This window comes from Mesorhizobium sp. LCM 4577 (assembly GCF_001854795.2).
Lineage (GTDB): Bacteria > Pseudomonadota > Alphaproteobacteria > Rhizobiales > Rhizobiaceae > Mesorhizobium > Mesorhizobium plurifarium.
In genome coordinates this window covers 39853-54897 of record NZ_MDDU01000004.1, presented here as the reverse complement: position 1 = coordinate 54897, position 15045 = coordinate 39853, and the positions used below count along the sequence as shown (strand labels likewise).

The window sequence follows — 15045 nt, the reverse complement described above, 5'->3', positions numbered from 1 at the left end:
GGGAGGAACCACCAGTGAAAGCATCCTGTCTCGTCTCGGCCGCGCTCCTTGCGGCATCTGCAATGCCGGCGGCGGCCGGCCAGATTTCCGACGGCAAGGTCAAGATCGGCATCCTGAACGACCAGTCGGGCGTCTATGCCGATTTCGGCGGCAAGTGGTCGGTCGAGGCTGCCAAGATGGCGGTGGAGGATTTCGGCGGCAAGGTGCAGGGCGCGCCGATCGAGATCGTCAGCGCCGACCACCAGAACAAGCCCGACATCGCCTCCAACATCGCGCGCCAGTGGTACGACACCGAGCAGGTCGACGCGATCATGGAGCTCACGACATCCTCCGTGGCCTTGGCCGTCCAGGGGCTTTCCAAGGAAAAGAAGAAGATCGACATCGTCACGGGTGCCGCCGCCACCGACCTGACCGGCAAGCAGTGCTCGCCCTACGGCTTCCACTGGGCCTATGACACCCATTCGCAGGCCGTCGGCACCGGCGGCGAGCTGGTCAAACAGGGCGGCGACAGCTGGTATTTCATCACCGTCGACTATGCTTTCGGCTATTCGCTGAAGGACCAGACCGCCAAGCTCGTCGAGGCGAGCGGCGGCAAGGTGCTGGGGGAGGTGCGCTATCCGCTGGGCTCAACCGACTATTCCTCCTTCCTTTTRCAGGCGCAGTCTTCCGGCGCCAAGATCGTCGGGCTCGCCAATGCCGGCCTCGACACGTCGAACTCGATCAAGCAGGCGGCCGAGTTCGGCATCGTCGCCGGCGGCCAGCGGCTTGCAGCACTTCTCTTCACCCTCGCCGAAGTGCATGGCCTGGGCCTGCAGGCGGSGCAGGGCGTTGTGCTGACCGAGGGCTTCTACTGGGATCGCGACGACAAGAGCCGCGAATTCGCTCAACGCTTCTTCAAGCGCACCAACCGCATGCCGAACATGATCCAGGCCGGCACCTATTCGGCGGTGACGCAGTATCTCAAGGCCATCGACAAGGCCGGCACCGATGAGACAGAGGCGGTGGCCAAGGAACTGCATGAAATGCCGGTCAACGACGTCTTCACCGCCAACGGCAAGGTGCAGGCCGACGGCTCGATGGTGCACGACATGTATCTCTACCAGGTCAAGAAGCCGGAAGAGTCGAAGAAGGACTGGGACTACTACACCTATCTGGCGACCATTCCGGGCGACAAGGCTTTCATGAAGGCCGAGGACAGCGGCTGCCCGCTCGTCACCAAGTGACGCTCGAAACCGCCGCCGCCGTCCGGTCGGACGGCAAGGAACAGACGCCGCGGGTGGTGCTTTCCGCCCGCGGTTTGCGGCGCGACTTCGCCGGCTTCGTCGCGGTCAAGGATGTCGACCTTGACGTTCATCATGCCAGGATCCATGCGCTCATCGGCCCGAACGGCGCCGGCAAGACGACCATCTTCAACCTGCTGACCAAGTTCCTGCAGCCGACCAGCGGCAGGATCGAATTGCTCGGCACCGACATCACCCGCACGCCGCCGGCAAGAGTGGCGCGCATGGGCCTCGTGCGCTCCTTCCAGATCTCCGCGATTTTTCCGCACCTTTCGGTGCTCGACAATGTGCGCGTCGCGCTGCAGCGCCCAAGCAGGCTGGGCTACCAGTTCTGGCGCTCTCTCTCCGCACTCGACCAGCTCACGCCAAGGGCGCGCGAGCTGCTCGCCATCGTCGGGCTGGACGAAGCGGCGCATCGCCTGGCCGGCGATCTCTCCTATGGCAGGAAGCGCGTGCTGGAGATAGCCACCACGCTGGCTCTCGATCCGAAAGTGCTTCTGCTCGACGAGCCGATGGCCGGCATGGGGCATGAGGATGTCGGCATGATCTCCGGCATCATCCGCTCGCTGGCGAAGGATCGCGCCGTGCTGATGGTCGAGCACAACCTCACCGTCGTTGCCGATCTTTGCGACTGGATCACCGTCATGCAGCGCGGCCAGGTGCTTGCCGCCGGCGACTACGCCACCGTGAGCCGGGACGAGCGCGTGCGCGTGGCTTATATGGGGACGGAGCATGAAGAGGGCGGGGCATGAGTGAGCCGCTGCTTGCCGTGCGCGACCTCCACGCCTGGTATGGCGAGGGCCATGCGCTGCATGGCGTTAACCTCGACGTCATGCGCGGCGAGACCGTGACGCTGCTCGGCCGCAACGGCGTCGGCAAGACGACGACGCTGCGCGCCATCATGGGGCTAATCCGCAAGCGGACGGGAAGCGTCACCTTCAACGGCAAGGAACTGATCGGCCTGCCGCTGCACCGCGTCGCCCACCAGGGCATCGGCTTCGTGCCGGAGGAGCGCGGGATCTTCGCCACCCTTACCGTCGACGAGAACCTCATCCTGCCGCCGGTCGTGGCGAAGGGCGGCATGAGCGTGGAAGAGATCTTCGAGCTGTTCCCCAATCTCAAGGAGCGCCGCAACAGTCAGGGAACGAAGCTTTCCGGCGGCGAGCAGCAGATGCTGGCCATCGCCCGCATTCTGAGGACAGGCGTTGAGATGCTTCTGCTCGACGAGCCGACCGAAGGCCTGGCGCCGGTCATCGTGCAACGCATCGGCGAGTTGCTGGCGACGCTGAAGAAGCGCGGCATGACCATCCTCTTGGTCGAGCAGAACTTCCGCTTCGCCGCCCGCATTGCCGACCGCTTCTATCTGATGGACCATGGCAAGGTGGTCGAAGGCTTCCCGGTCGGCCAGCTTTCCGCGCACACCGACAAGCTGCACGAGGTGCTGGGGGTATGATCGCGCCATGTTGACGGTCTTCGGCATCCCCATCCAGGCGCTTCTCGGCCAGCTCCTTGTTGGCCTGATCAACGGCTCCTTCTATGCCATGCTCAGCCTCGGCCTCGCCGTCATCTTCGGCCTGTTGCGCATCATCAACTTCGCCCATGGCGCGCTCTATATGCTGGGCGCTTTCATCGGCTACCTGCTGCTGGTGCATCTCGGCATCGGCTACTGGCCGGCGCTGGTCCTGGTGCCGCTGATCGTCGGTCTGTTCGGCATGGCGGTGGAGCGCGTGGCGCTGTCGCACCTCTACCGTCTCGACCCGCTTTACGGCCTGCTCTTCACCTTTGGCCTCGCCTTGGTCATCGAAGGCGTGTTCCGCTACTATTACGGCGTCTCGGGCAATCCCTACGCCGTGCCGACGCTGCTCGCCGGCGGCACCAATCTCGGCTTCATGTTCCTGCCCAATTATCGCGGCTGGGTGGTGGTCGCCTCGCTCATCGTCTGCATCGGCACCTGGCTTTTGATCGAGAAAACCAGGCTCGGCTCATATCTGCGCGCCGCCACCGAGAACCCGGAACTGGTTCAGGCCTTCGGCGTCAACGTGCCGCTGCTGCTCACGCTCACCTACGGGCTGGGCGCGGCCCTTGCGGGCCTTGCCGGCATTCTCGCCGCGCCCGTCTATCAGGTCAGCCCGCTGATGGGCTCGGACCTGATCATCGTCGTCTTCGCCGTCGTGGTGGTCGGCGGCATGGGCTCGATCCTCGGCGCCATCGTCACCGGCTACATGCTTGGCCTCGCCGAGGGCCTGACCAAGGTGTTCTATCCCGAGGCCTCGAACCTCGTCGTCTTCGTCATCATGGCGATCGTGCTTTTGCTCAGGCCCGCCGGCCTGTTTGGAAGGGACGCCTGAGATGAGCGGGGCGACCCTTCACGCACAGCGCGCCGCCGCCTCCGTCAGGCTGGAACGGGCGCTGGTGGCACTGGGCATCGTGGCGCTGATCGCCGCGCCCTTCGTCATCTATCCGATCTTCGTCATGAAGATGCTGTGCTTCGCGCTCTTCGCCTGCGCCTTCAACCTGCTGCTCGGCTACACGGGCCTGCTCTCCTTCGGCCACGCCGCCTTCTTCGGCGGTGCCGCCTATTTCTGCGCCTATGCGGTGAAAGCCTGGGGCTGGCCGCCGGAAGCCGGCATCCTGCTCGGCACCGCGGGCGCCGCCTTGATGGGCCTCGTGATGGGCTTCCTCGCCATCCGCCGCCAGGGCATCTATTTCGCCATGATCACGCTGGCGCTGGCGCAGATGTTCTATTTCTTCTGCGTGCAGGCGTCCTTCACCGAAGGCGAGGACGGCATCCAGGGCGTGCCGCGGGGCCATCTCTTCGGCATGCTCGACCTCAACGTGCCGATGACCATGTATTTCTTCGTGCTGGCGATCTTCCTGCTCGGCATCTTCGCCATCTGGCGCATCGTCAACTCGCCCTTCGGCATGATCCTGCGCTCGATAAGGGAGAACGAGAACCGCGCCATTTCGCTCGGCTATTCCGTCGGCCGCTACAAGCTCGCCGCCTTCGTCATGTCGGCCGCGCTCGCCGGTCTTGCAGGGGCTACGAAGGCGATCGTCTTCCAGTTCGCCACGCTCACCGACGTTACCTGGCAGATGTCGGGCGAGGTGATCCTGATGACGCTGCTTGGCGGCATCGGCACCATGGTCGGCCCGGTGGTGGGAGCGGGCCTCGTCGTGGGGCTGGAGAACACGCTGGCGACGTCCGGCTTCCCGGTGACCATCGCCACCGGCCTGATCTTCATGGTCTGCGTGTTGATCTTCCGGCGCGGGATCGTCGGCGAGATCTATGTGCGGTGGTTGGGGCGCGGAGGTTGAGTGCGGCGCGCTTCTCCCCCCTTGAGGGGGAGATGGCCGCGAAGCGGCCAGAGGGGGGCCTCGCGCGTGGAGTGCCAACGCCCTTTGCTCGATGTTAGACGGCGTTGCGCTCTATGTGAGACGACCCCCTCTGTCGCCTTCGGCGACATCTCCCCCTCAAGGGGGGAGATTAGCGCCCCACCGGCACTTCCATCCCAACCTTCACGCGGTCCATCGCAACAAAAGTGCGGAACCGCTTCACATTGTTGTTCGCGAAGAACAGCCGCCTGGTCAGTGCCTCGTAGTCGGCCATGGTGGCCACCGTGACGACGAGGATGAAGTCGGCCTCGCCGGTGACGTAGTAGCATTGCTGCACTTCCGGGACCGCCGCGAAGCCGCGCTTGGCGGCATCGATCAACTCGGCGCGCTCGCTCTCCACCTCGACCTCGACGAATATGGTGATCGGGTGGCCGACCTTGGCCGGGTCGACCAACGCGACATTGGCGCGGATGACGCCCGTCTCCTCCATGCGCTTGATGCGTCGCTGTACGGCTGGCGCCGAGAGGTTCACTGCCTCGCCGATGGTACGTTGCGGCGTGGCGTTGTCCTTCTGCAGGATGGCGAGGATGGCACGGTCGAAGGCGTCGAGGTCGGGCGAAATAGACATGGCAGTGTTCCAAACGAAACAAACTTGCATTTCAAGCGCCAAAAGAGAGCGCCTTTTTCGCCTGGCTTGCAATAAATTTCAGCCATCAAGACGGAGAAACCCATGTTCCTGCTCAACCGCCGCCCCGACCATCGCCAGCCGCTGACCGAGGAAGACGCCGCGACGCTTGGGCTTGCCGGCGCCCAGGAGGCCGGGCGCTTCCTTGCCGCGCGCGACAACCATGCCGAGACGCCGCTTCATGCCTTGCCCTCGCTGGCGGCCGAACTCGGCATCGGTGCGCTCCACATCAAGGACGAGGGCAAGCGCCTCGGCCTCGGCAGCTTCAAGGCCCTGGGCGGCGCCTATGCCGTGATGCATCTGGTGCTGGAGGAGGCTGGCAGGCGGCTCGGCCACGCCGTCGCGGTCGAGGACCTGCGCAAGCCTGAGGTGAAGGCGATCGCCGCGCAAATGACCTTCGCCTGCGCGACCGACGGCAACCATGGACGCTCGGTGGCGCAGGGCGCCGGCCTTGTCGGCGCGCGCTCGGTCATCTTCGTCCATTCGGGCGTCAGCAACGAACGCGTGGCGGCCATCGCCCGCTTCGGCGCCGAGATGGTGCGCGTCGCCGGCGATTACGACCAGTCGGTCAGGGAAGCCGCCCGCGTCGCCGCCGAGCGCGGCTGGACCGTCGTCTCCGATACATCCTGGCCGGGCTACGAACGCATCCCGGGACTGGTGATGCAGGGCTACACCGTGATCGTGCGCGAAGCGCTGGAACGCTTGCCTGAGCCGCCCACCCATGTCTTCCTGCAGGCCGGCGTCGGTGGCTTCGCCGCGGCGGTGGCCGGCCATCTCGCCATTGCGCGCGGCGACGCGAGGCCGACTGTGACCGTGGTCGAGCCCGCGCGGGCGGCATGCGTCTATGAGACGGCCAAGGCCGGACGTCCGGTGACGATCGCGCACAGCAAGCCGACGGTGATGGCGATGCTCGAATGCTACGAGCCGTCGCTGGTCGCCTGGCGCGTGCTGTCACGGATCGGCGATGCCTTCATGACGGTGGAGGAGGAAGACGCGGTGTCGGTGATGAACCGCCTGGCGCGGCCTGCGGGCGATGATCCGGCGATCGTCTCCGGCGAGAGCGGCGGGGCAGGGCTCGCCGGACTGATCCGCGCTGCCGGCGATAACAAGATGCGCGCTGCGCTCGGCCTCGACGCCAGTTCGCGCGTGCTCATCATAAACTCCGAAGGCGCGACGGATCCTGGCCGATATGCCGAACTGGTCGGCATGGCGCCGGACGAGGTCGCAAACGCGAGGCAGCCGGCATGAGCAATCTGACCATCAACGCCGACCGGCTTCTGGGCCGCATCCAGGAACTCGGCGGAATCGGCCGCGACGCGCAGGGCAGGCTGGTCCGCGTCGCCGCATCCGACATGGACAAGCTCGGCCGCGACCGCCTCGTCGGCTGGCTGGAAGAGGCTGGGCTTGAGGTCGCCATCGACCGCATCGGCAACATCTTCGGCATCTGGAAGACAGGCGCCACCGAAAGCCAGTCGCCGGTCATGCTCGGCTCGCATATCGACACGGTGATCGACGCCGGCATCTATGACGGCTGCTATGGCGTGCTTGCCGGCCTCGAAGCGATCGAGAGCCTGAAGGAGGCCGGCTTCGCGCCGGCCCGTCCGCTCGTCGTCGCCGCCTTCACCAATGAGGAGGGGGTGCGCTTTTCGCCCGACATGATGGGTTCGCTGGTCTTTGCCGGCGGCCGCGACCTCGAGGAAGCGCTGGCCTCCATCGGCACCGACGGCACGGTGCTGGGCAAGGAACTGGAACGCATCGGCTATGCCGGCGAGCACGAGCCCGGCTTCCTCAAGCCGCACGCCTATGTCGAATTGCATGTCGAGCAGGGGCCGGTGCTTGAGCGCGAAGGCATCGCCGTCGGCGCGGTCGAAAACCTGCAGGGCATTTCCTGGCAGCGCATCACGATCGACGGGGAGGCCAACCATGCCGGCACTACGCCGATGTCGATGCGCCGGGATGCCGGCGTCGCCGCGGCGCAGGTGATCGGCTTCCTCGCCGACCGGGCCAGCGCGTCATCGACGCGCACCGTCGCCACTGTTGGCACCATGGCCTTCGAGCCCAACGCCATCAACGTCATCCCGTCCCGAGCGACCTTCACCATCGACCTTCGCGACCCCGACGAGATGCACCTTCGTGAGATGGAAGCGGCGCTCGTCGCCTTCCTCGACAAGTTGGCCGCAAGCGCCGGCGTCACCGTCCACGCCGAAAGCCTGGCGCGTTTCGAGCCGGTGACGTTCGATGCCCGCATCGTCTCGCTGATCGAGGATGGCGCCAGGGCCGCCGGCCTTTCGTGCCTGCGCATGACCTCGGGCGCCGGCCACGACGCGCAGATGATCGCGCGCATCGCGCCGTCGGCGATGATCTTCGTGCCGAGCCGGGGCGGCATCAGCCACAGCCCCGCCGAATTCACCGCTCCCGACGGGCTGGTTGCCGGCGCCAACATCCTGCTCGGCGTCGCCGCCCGGCTGGCGGCCGACTGATCGCGGGAGGAACGCAGATGGGTGCAGCGGCAGCGAAATACCACCAAAAATAGTCATGTTGGCTGTGTCGGGTGCTTCCGAACCGAACATTCGGCGACATCCAATCGAAACAAACTTCAATCACTTAGCCAATTAAAGCGCGCGCAGAATCGCGCCGGAGTCGCGCCCGCCAAAAGAGTTCAGTGCCTCGCAGGAAGACTAGCATGCTGCTTCTCAACCAACGTCCCGAACACAACCAGCCGTTGGTTGCCGCCGATGCGGAGGCACTCGGCATGGCTGGCGGCGAGCGGGCCGAGCATTACCTCAAGGCGCGCCACGACCATGCCGAGACACCGATGCACGCCTTACCGGCGTTGGCCGACGAGCTCGGCATCGCGTCGCTTCATGTCAAGGATGAAGGCCAGCGTCTGGGCCTTGGCAGCTTCAAGGCGCTGGGCGGCGCCTATGCCGTCATGCGGCTGGTGCTGGAGGAGGCCGGCAAGTGGCTCGGGCGCGATGTCGATATCAGCGAGATAAACGACGCCAGAGTGCGCCAGATCGCGTCCGGCATGATCTTCGTCTGCGCCACCGACGGCAACCATGGCCGCTCCGTGGCGCAGGGCGCCAGCCTCGTCGGCGCGCGTTCGGTGATCTTCGTCCATGCCGGTGTCAGTGCCGAGCGCGTCGCGGCCATCGCCCGCTTCGGCGCGGAGATCGTCGAGGTCGAGGGCGGCTATGACCATGCGGTGCGCGAAGTCGCGCGCGTCGGCGCCGAGCGCGGTTGGAAGATCATCTCCAACACGTCCTGGCTCGGCTATGAGCGCGTCCCTGGGCTCGTCATGCAGGGCTATACCGTGATCGTGCGCGAGACGCTGCGGCGCATGGCCGAGCCACCAACGCATGTCTTCCTGCAGGCCGGCGTCGGTGGCTTCGCGGCGGCGATCGCCGGCCATATGGCCGTCATGCTTGGCTCCAGGCGGCCGAAGGCCGTGGTGGTCGAGCCGCGACGCTCGGCTTGCATCTACGCATCGGCTGAGGCCGGACGTCCGGCGACGGTCGCAAAGCAGGAGCCGACCGTGATGACGATGCTTGAATGCGCCGAGCCCTCTCTCGTCGCCTGGCGCGTGCTGGCGCGCGTCGGCGATGCCTTCATGACGGTGGACGAAGAGGACGCGGTCGCGGTGATGAAGCGGCTGGCGCGGCCCCTGGGCGGCGATCCGGCGATCGTCTCCGGAGAGAGCGGCGGGGCAGGCCTGGCCGGGCTGGTCCGCGCCGCCGGCGACCGACGTATACGTGCCGCACTCGGCCTCGATACGCACTCGCGCGTGCTCGTCATCAACTCCGAGGGCGCGACTGACCATGGCCGCTTTGCCGAGCTGGTCGGGATGGCGCCGGAAGAGGTGTTCCTGCAGAGTGCCTGACAGCAATTCCGGTTCTCCCTGTTAACAAGAGGCTTGGAGCGGCCGATGGCTGAACTCGACCAACAGGCACTGCACAGCGAGATGACGGCGTGGCGGCGCGATCTCCACGCCCATCCCGAGTTCGGCTTCGAGGAAAGACGCACCGCCGCCTTTGTGGCGGAAAAACTCCGCGCGTTCGGACTGGAGGTGGCCGAAGGCGTCGGCGRCACCGGCGTCGTCGGCACGCTGACCCGCGGCAGCGGCAACCGGGCCATCGCGCTGCGCGCCGACATGGATGCGCTGCGCATCGCCGAGCAGGGCAAGCAAGCCTGGCGCTCGCAGACGCCCGGCACCATGCATGCCTGTGGCCATGATGGCCACACCTCGATGCTGCTCGGCGCGGCCAAGCTGCTCGCCAACGAAGGCGGCTTCGACGGTACGGTGCGCTTCATCTTCCAGCCGGCCGAGGAATGGGGCAGGGGCGCGCTGGCCATGCTGGACGACGGCCTGCTCGAGCGCTTTCCCTTCGAGGAGATCTTCGGGCTGCACAACATGCCAGGCCTTCCCATCGGCCATTTCGAGACCCGCAGCGGCCCGGTCATGTCGGCCGAGGACAATTTCGAGATCGTGCTCAAAGGCCTCGGCGGCCACGCGGCGCGGCCRCATGCCGGCCAGGAGACGCTGGTCGCCGCCTGCGCGCTGGTGGTCAACCTGCAGACCATCGTCTCGCGGCGCCTGAGTCCAGCCGATGTCGGTGTCGTCTCGGTGACCGAGCTCATCACCGACGGCACCCGCAATGCGCTGCCGGGGCTGGCGCGCATCCTGGGCGATTGCCGCAGTTTCCGGTCCGAGGTGAGCGCCGCGATCGAAAAGGAGATGCGCCGCATCGCCGAGGGCACCGCCCAGGCCTATAACGTTGCTGCTGAAATCACTTACACGCGCGAGTTCGTGCCGTTGATCAACGACGCGGCGCTTGTCGACGAGGCATTCGCTGCCGCGCGCATGGTGCTGGCGAACAATGTTGTTCACGTTGCGGCGGAGCCTATGACCGCGTCGGAGGATTTCGCCCGCTTCCTCGACCGTGTCCCTGGTTGCTTCGTCTTCATGGGCAATGGCGACACCGCGCCGCTGCACAATCCTGCCTATGATTTCAACGACGAAGGCCTGCTGCACGGTGCGCGGTTCCATGCGGCGGTGGTGAGGCGGCGGTTGGCGCTGGGCAGTTAGCAATCCCGCAAGGGGGAGATTAGCTGCCCCCCACCCGGTAACTCTTTCTTCTCTGCTTTCATGCAGTATTGCCGGGACAGGGCGGCAAGAACAAAGAATGGCGGACGACAATAAACGCAACGGCAAGTTCTGGGCGCTGGCGCTTGACCGGGCTCAACTCGGCCTGTGGGACTGGAATCTGTCGACCGGCGATTGCTATTATTCGCCGACCTGGTCGAAGATGCTGGGCTATGAAGCGGGCGAGCTTGCCAACACGTCCGATCTCTGGCTGAAGCTGACCCATCCCGACGATCGCCAGCGCGCGCAGGAAAGCGGCGACCGGCATATTGCGGGCCTCGTCGATTCCATCGAGACGGAGCTGCGCCTGCGCCACAAGGACGGCCACTGGGTCTGGGTGCTCGACCGCGGYGGCATCGTCGAGCGCGACGCTGACGGCAAGCCGCTCAGGCTGATGGGCGTGCAGACCGACATCACCCGGYAGAAGGAGGCCGAAGCGGCGCTGGAGCAGATCAACGTCCGCTTCCGTCTCGCGCTCGCCGCCAGCGGCACGGGCATCTGGCACTTCGATATCGGCACCCAGAAAAGCTATTGGGACGCCCGCACGCGCGAGATATTCGGCGTCGTCACTGACCACGACGAGGTGGCCGCCGACTTCTGGCACACTTTCCTGCATCCGCAGGACAAGGAAGTCGCCGAGCGTGCCCACGATGTGCCGGTCGGCTCTGAGGGCGTCGCGGCCGTGCAATATCGCATCGTCCGCCGCGACGGTGAAATCCGTCACGTCGAGTCGCTTGTGCGCTTCATCGCTGCGGGCTCAGCCGGCCAGATTTTGGGCACGGTGCGCGACATCACCGAGGAGAAGAGGCGTGCCGAGGAGCTTGCCTTCGCCGCGCGCCACGACGCGTTGACCGGGCTGCTCAACCGCGCGGCCTTCGACCGGCTGCTTGCCGAGAACATCGCCATGGCCGAGCGGCTGCCACTCGCCGTATTCTATGTCGACCTCGACTACTTCAAGGCGCTCAACGACTATGCCGGCCATGCCGCCGGCGACGTGGCGCTGAAGAGCGTCGCGGCGGGCATCCTCGCCAGCCTGCCCGCTTCGGCGCATGCGGCGCGGCTTGGCGGGGACGAATTCGCGCTTTTGGTGCCGAACTGCAATGACGCCTGCGCCGAGCGTCTTGCCCGCGCCGTGCTTGCCGCCGTGCGCGACGCCGATCTCGGCCCGGCCGTCACTTCGCGCAGGCTTGCCGCCAGCATCGGCATCGCCTTCGTGCGCGACCGCAACATGAGCGTGGCCGATGCGCTTGCTTGCGCCGACGATGCCTGCTACGCCGCCAAGGCCGGCGGTCGCAACCGCTTCGCGGTGTTCTCGCCGGAGACTACGTCGGGCGCTGGCGGCCTCAACGCCGCACGGCTGGCGGCTGACCTTGTCGATGCGATGGAGGACGGCCGGCTGAAGCTGTTCGGTCAGGAAATCCACCGGCTCGGCCAGCCATGGGAAGACAGCCGCCATGTCGAAGTGCTGGCCAGGCTCGAGGCTCGCACCGGCAACATGATTCCGCCCGGCGATTTCATGCCGGTCGCCGAACGCTTCGGCCTTGCTGCCCGGCTCGACCGTTGGATCATCCGCACCGCGCTGACGCGCCATGGCGATGCGATGCGAGCGGGGGCCATCGCGCTCGACTTCAATTTGTCGGCGCAGACGCTTTCCGATCCGCAACTTTGGGATTTCGTCGACGAGGCCATCGCCGAGAGCGGCGCGTCACCGTCGGCCGTCGGCTTCGAGATCACCGAGACGGCCGCCGTCACCAATTTCGACGCGGCGGCGGAGTTCGTGCGCCGGGCGCGCGAACGCCATTGCCGCGTCAGTCTCGACGACTTCGGCGCCGGCATGAGCTCCTTCGAATATCTCAGGCGCTTTCCCATAGATGCGATCAAGATCGACGGTTCGTTCGTCGAGCACATCGCCGACAGCCCGTTCGATCGCGAGATCGTCTCGGCGATCACCGGCATCGCCCGATCGATGGGCGCCGCTGTGGTGGCCGAAAAGGTCGAGGAGAAAAACGCGCTGGAGATCCTTATGGCCATGGGCGTCGCCTTTGGCCAGGGCTATTTCCTGCACCGGCCCGAGCCGCTGGAGGCGATCGTGGCGAGGGCGAGGGGCGGCGCGCGGGAGATGCGGGCAGGCTGATATCGCCATGTTCCCATGTTGGGAAGGCGCCTGGGCGGGGGCGGTGCTGCCTTGCCGGGACGGCGATCTTGCATAGGCTCCTTTTGCCAAACAAAGCGATAGACCGGTTCGCCATTTCGTTAAATGATGAACGGTTGCTCTGTCGAATTCTTAGGACAACTGGGTTACTGCCTGCGAACTGTTCCGCTCGGGACATGATGTCTTGGGTCGACCGCCCGGCGTCCGAATCATGATGGACCGGCGCCTGCGAGACCGGCAATGTCTTCACCGCTCAACAGCACCAGGCTTGTGATCCTGCAGCGGCAACGCCTGCCTTCGACTCCCGGAGCGGCGGCAAGTATCGGCATCGGCTCCAGGCTCACGACTTCACCGCTGATGCCGGCCGAGCCCGCAGCATCGCCATCCATGTTCAGCGTCGACAACCTCAACATCACAGCCATGAAGGTCCGGCTGATGGAGCGCGCTGGCAAGGAGTTTGGCGTCGATCAGACCGACTACGAGTCCGTGTCTTCCTATGGGGCGGCGATCAAGAACGCCATCGAAGCGTTGAAAGGGCAATCTCCACAGGCGATTGCCGAAATCGAGAGACAGCTTGGGCTGGATCAACTTGGCGTTTCTCTCGATACGCTTGTCAATGCCATAGTCGATCCGCGAGGCAGCGACAGCGAAAGGCTGGATGCCGCGCTGAAGCGGCATGCGGGCGGGCAGGCCGAAGGCGACGCGGCTTCGGTCCAGCCGGACGAACTCGGACTTTACGGCGGCTGAGGCCTGCTAACCGATCAGCCACCGCAACGCTCCCGCCGAGCCAACCCCGATCACCACCGTCGGCAGCATCGACAGCCTTGTCGCGGCAAGCACGGTTATGGCCAGTGCTGCGAGGTCGGCCGGGTTCTTCGAGACGAAGTCCGGCGCGATCACCGAGATCAGCACGCAGCCGGGCGCCGCCTCCATCACCGCCGTGGCGCGGGGACTGAGCGTGCGGTTCCTCAGCACCAGATAGCCGCCGATGCGGGTGAGATATGTCACGCCGGCCATCGCCGAGATGGCGAGCACGGTCATCGGGTCGATCATTTCTCACCTGCCAGGAACCACGCGGCCACCAGGCCGGAAAGCGCGCCGGCCGCCACATACCAGGCACCGGGCACGGTGAGATAGACGAGAGCCGCCACGACCAGGCTGACCAGCCAGGGCCGCGCCGCGACAAAGCCCTTCCACATGCCGCGCAGCAGAACCAGGAAGACGGCCGGGAAGGCCATCGCGAAACCATATGTCTGGACGTCGCCGAGCACCGGGCCGAGCGCCGCGCCGCAGGTCGTGAACGCCACCCAGGCGAGATAGAAAGGCAGGCCGGCGCCCAGGTAAAAAGCCAGGCTGAAAGCCGGCCGCAGGCCGGAGGCGGCGCGGCGTTGCGCGTCGGCCAGGCCCACCGCCCAGCTCTCGTCGCACATCAGGAACAGCGCAGGAAACACCTTTCGCTTCGGCAGGCGCTTGATGAAGGGCGCAAGTGCGGCGCCCATCAGGAAATGCCGGCTGTTGACCAGAAGCGTGATGGCGGTGATCAACAATACATGCGGCGGCGAGGTCCAGAGCTGGATCGCGGCGAATTCGGAGCCGCCGGCGAAGTTGAGGCCGGTCATCAGCGGCACCTCGGCCACAGAAAGGCCTTTCTGCGCGGCCTGCGCGCCGAGAACCAGCGCATAGGGGATGATGCCGAGCAGCACCGGCGTCGAGGCGGCAAGCCCGCGCCGGAACTCGGCGCCGCGGCCGTTGCTGGTTTGCTCCCCGGCGAGGGCGATCTCGGAAACGCTCATGACTTTGCCTTTGGCTGGCCTTGCGGCCGCCATTCTCCCGGTCGGTTGTGGGTTGTCGATCGCCGGACAATAGCCGAAACGCCCGGCAATCGGGTTGCGAAGATGCGTCGCTTCTGCCACGATTTGGCACTGGGTAGCGCATTCAGGCAAAAGATTGGAATTCTGGGCCATGAAGCTGGACGAGATCGACAGACGTATCCTGCGCGCGCTGCAGCGCGACGGGCGCATGGCGAACAACGATCTGGCGAAGGAAGTCGGCCTGTCGCCGTCACCTTGCCTGCGGCGCGTGAAGCTGCTGGAGGAGGCGGGCGTCATCGACCGCTATGTCGCGGTGCTGAACCCGGCCAAGATCGGCCGCGGCCAGACCTTCTTTACCCGCATCTGGCTGAAGCAGCAGGACGAGGACACGATCGAGCATTTCGCCGCCGAGGTGGCGAAATTTCCGGAAGTGATGGAATGCTATCTGATGCTGGGCGATTGCGATGCCATGGTGCGGATCGTGGCGGCCGGCATCGACGACTACCGCCGCTTCCAGTCGGAGCATCTGAGCCGGATCAAGGGTGTGCAGAACGTCAAGACGGACGTACCCAGCCAGACAATCAAGCAGACTTCGGAAATGCCGCTGTAGGGTCTTCCCTTCTCCCCTTGTTGTGGGAGAA

At 65.7% G+C, this 15045-nt stretch carries 15 protein-coding genes; 12 read left to right on the top strand and 3 right to left on the bottom strand.

What is annotated here, in order from left to right:
• The first annotated feature begins 14 nt into the window (after positions 1-14).
• Genes LCM4577_RS08705 through LCM4577_RS08685 form a run of 5 tightly spaced genes read left to right on the top strand, consistent with a single transcriptional unit; the run spans position 15 to position 4595 of the window.
• Positions 15-1223: an ABC transporter substrate-binding protein gene (locus tag LCM4577_RS08705; RefSeq protein ID WP_071070768.1), complete on the top strand. Its 1209-nt coding sequence runs from the start codon at positions 15-17 to the stop codon at positions 1221-1223.
• Positions 1220-2032, top strand: a complete 813-nt coding sequence (locus LCM4577_RS08700; RefSeq protein ID WP_071070766.1) for an ABC transporter ATP-binding protein — start codon at positions 1220-1222, stop codon at positions 2030-2032. Before LCM4577_RS08705 ends, LCM4577_RS08700 begins: the two co-directional genes overlap by 4 nt.
• A complete protein-coding gene (locus LCM4577_RS08695) occupies positions 2029-2733 on the top strand; it encodes an ABC transporter ATP-binding protein (RefSeq protein ID WP_071030939.1) in 705 nt (234 codons plus the stop codon). The genes LCM4577_RS08700 and LCM4577_RS08695 overlap by 4 nt, the downstream gene beginning before the upstream one ends.
• Positions 2734-2740: 7 nt before the next feature.
• The gene (locus LCM4577_RS08690; protein WP_040980698.1) at positions 2741-3628 is read left to right on the top strand and encodes a branched-chain amino acid ABC transporter permease; all 888 of its coding nucleotides are present in this window, start codon (positions 2741-2743) and stop codon (positions 3626-3628) included.
• 1 nt (position 3629) lies between these two features.
• Positions 3630-4595: a branched-chain amino acid ABC transporter permease gene (locus tag LCM4577_RS08685; protein ID WP_071070764.1), complete on the top strand. Its 966-nt coding sequence runs from the start codon at positions 3630-3632 to the stop codon at positions 4593-4595.
• A gap of 169 nt (positions 4596-4764) precedes the next feature.
• Here LCM4577_RS08685 and LCM4577_RS08680 read toward each other — a convergent pair whose 3' ends face one another.
• Positions 4765-5241 carry an Lrp/AsnC family transcriptional regulator gene (locus tag LCM4577_RS08680; RefSeq protein WP_071030941.1) on the bottom strand — a complete coding sequence of 159 codons (477 nt, stop codon included), beginning with the start codon at positions 5239-5241 and terminating at the stop codon, positions 4765-4767.
• Positions 5242-5343: 102 nt separating this feature from the next.
• Between LCM4577_RS08680 and LCM4577_RS08675 the strand changes: the two genes are divergently transcribed.
• The 6 genes from LCM4577_RS08675 (at position 5344) to LCM4577_RS08650 (ending at position 13340) form a co-directional block, all read left to right on the top strand.
• Positions 5344-6546 carry a diaminopropionate ammonia-lyase gene (locus LCM4577_RS08675; protein ID WP_071030942.1) on the top strand — a complete coding sequence of 401 codons (1203 nt, stop codon included), beginning with the start codon at positions 5344-5346 and terminating at the stop codon, positions 6544-6546.
• Entirely contained in the window at positions 6543-7778 is a 1236-nt protein-coding gene (locus LCM4577_RS08670) for a Zn-dependent hydrolase (RefSeq protein WP_071030943.1), read from the top strand. The genes LCM4577_RS08675 and LCM4577_RS08670 overlap by 4 nt, the downstream gene beginning before the upstream one ends.
• A gap of 203 nt (positions 7779-7981) precedes the next feature.
• Positions 7982-9178 carry a diaminopropionate ammonia-lyase gene (locus tag LCM4577_RS08665; protein ID WP_071030944.1) on the top strand — a complete coding sequence of 399 codons (1197 nt, stop codon included), beginning with the start codon at positions 7982-7984 and terminating at the stop codon, positions 9176-9178.
• A 45-nt stretch (positions 9179-9223) separates the two neighbouring features.
• Positions 9224-10384, top strand: coding sequence for a M20 aminoacylase family protein (locus LCM4577_RS08660; RefSeq protein ID WP_071070762.1), 1161 nt, complete (start codon positions 9224-9226; stop codon positions 10382-10384).
• Positions 10385-10481: 97 nt separating this feature from the next.
• On the top strand, positions 10482-12575 hold the full coding sequence (locus tag LCM4577_RS08655) for an EAL domain-containing protein (protein ID WP_071070761.1): 2094 nt from the start codon (positions 10482-10484) through the stop codon (positions 12573-12575).
• A gap of 258 nt (positions 12576-12833) precedes the next feature.
• The gene (locus tag LCM4577_RS08650; RefSeq protein WP_071070759.1) at positions 12834-13340 is read left to right on the top strand and encodes a hypothetical protein; all 507 of its coding nucleotides are present in this window, start codon (positions 12834-12836) and stop codon (positions 13338-13340) included.
• A gap of 6 nt (positions 13341-13346) precedes the next feature.
• Here the strand turns inward: LCM4577_RS08650 and LCM4577_RS08645 are convergent, their stop codons facing one another.
• Both LCM4577_RS08645 and LCM4577_RS08640 read right to left on the bottom strand, forming a co-directional pair.
• Positions 13347-13646 (bottom strand): AzlD family protein, encoded by a 300-nt coding sequence (locus LCM4577_RS08645; RefSeq protein WP_071030947.1) that lies wholly within the window; start codon positions 13644-13646, stop codon positions 13347-13349.
• On the bottom strand, positions 13643-14386 hold the full coding sequence (locus LCM4577_RS08640; protein ID WP_071070757.1) for an AzlC family ABC transporter permease: 744 nt from the start codon (positions 14384-14386) through the stop codon (positions 13643-13645). The genes LCM4577_RS08645 and LCM4577_RS08640 overlap by 4 nt, the downstream gene beginning before the upstream one ends.
• Positions 14387-14555: 169 nt before the next feature.
• On the opposite strand from LCM4577_RS08640, the gene LCM4577_RS08635 reads away from it, so the two are divergent.
• Positions 14556-15014 (top strand): Lrp/AsnC family transcriptional regulator, encoded by a 459-nt coding sequence (locus tag LCM4577_RS08635; protein ID WP_040981044.1) that lies wholly within the window; start codon positions 14556-14558, stop codon positions 15012-15014.
• Positions 15015-15045 lie beyond the last annotated feature (31 nt).

Bases quoted from the DNA above. Each gene is read 5' to 3' on its own strand.
- LCM4577_RS08670 (WP_071030943.1), top strand. From the start codon at position 6,543: ATGAGCAATCTGACCATCAACGCCGACCGGCTTCTGGGCCGCATCCAG.
- LCM4577_RS08640 (WP_071070757.1), bottom strand. From the start codon at position 14,386: ATGAGCGTTTCCGAGATCGCCCTCGCCGGGGAGCAAACCAGCAACGGC.
- LCM4577_RS08650 (WP_071070759.1), top strand. From the start codon at position 12,834: ATGTCTTCACCGCTCAACAGCACCAGGCTTGTGATCCTGCAGCGGCAA.
- LCM4577_RS08685 (WP_071070764.1), top strand. From the start codon at position 3,630: ATGAGCGGGGCGACCCTTCACGCACAGCGCGCCGCCGCCTCCGTCAGG.
- LCM4577_RS08695 (WP_071030939.1), top strand. From the start codon at position 2,029: ATGAGTGAGCCGCTGCTTGCCGTGCGCGACCTCCACGCCTGGTATGGC.
- LCM4577_RS08645 (WP_071030947.1), bottom strand. From the start codon at position 13,646: ATGATCGACCCGATGACCGTGCTCGCCATCTCGGCGATGGCCGGCGTG.
- LCM4577_RS08675 (WP_071030942.1), top strand. From the start codon at position 5,344: ATGTTCCTGCTCAACCGCCGCCCCGACCATCGCCAGCCGCTGACCGAG.
- LCM4577_RS08680 (WP_071030941.1), bottom strand. From the start codon at position 5,241: ATGTCTATTTCGCCCGACCTCGACGCCTTCGACCGTGCCATCCTCGCC.
- LCM4577_RS08665 (WP_071030944.1), top strand. From the start codon at position 7,982: ATGCTGCTTCTCAACCAACGTCCCGAACACAACCAGCCGTTGGTTGCC.
- LCM4577_RS08690 (WP_040980698.1), top strand. From the start codon at position 2,741: ATGTTGACGGTCTTCGGCATCCCCATCCAGGCGCTTCTCGGCCAGCTC.
- LCM4577_RS08635 (WP_040981044.1), top strand. From the start codon at position 14,556: ATGAAGCTGGACGAGATCGACAGACGTATCCTGCGCGCGCTGCAGCGC.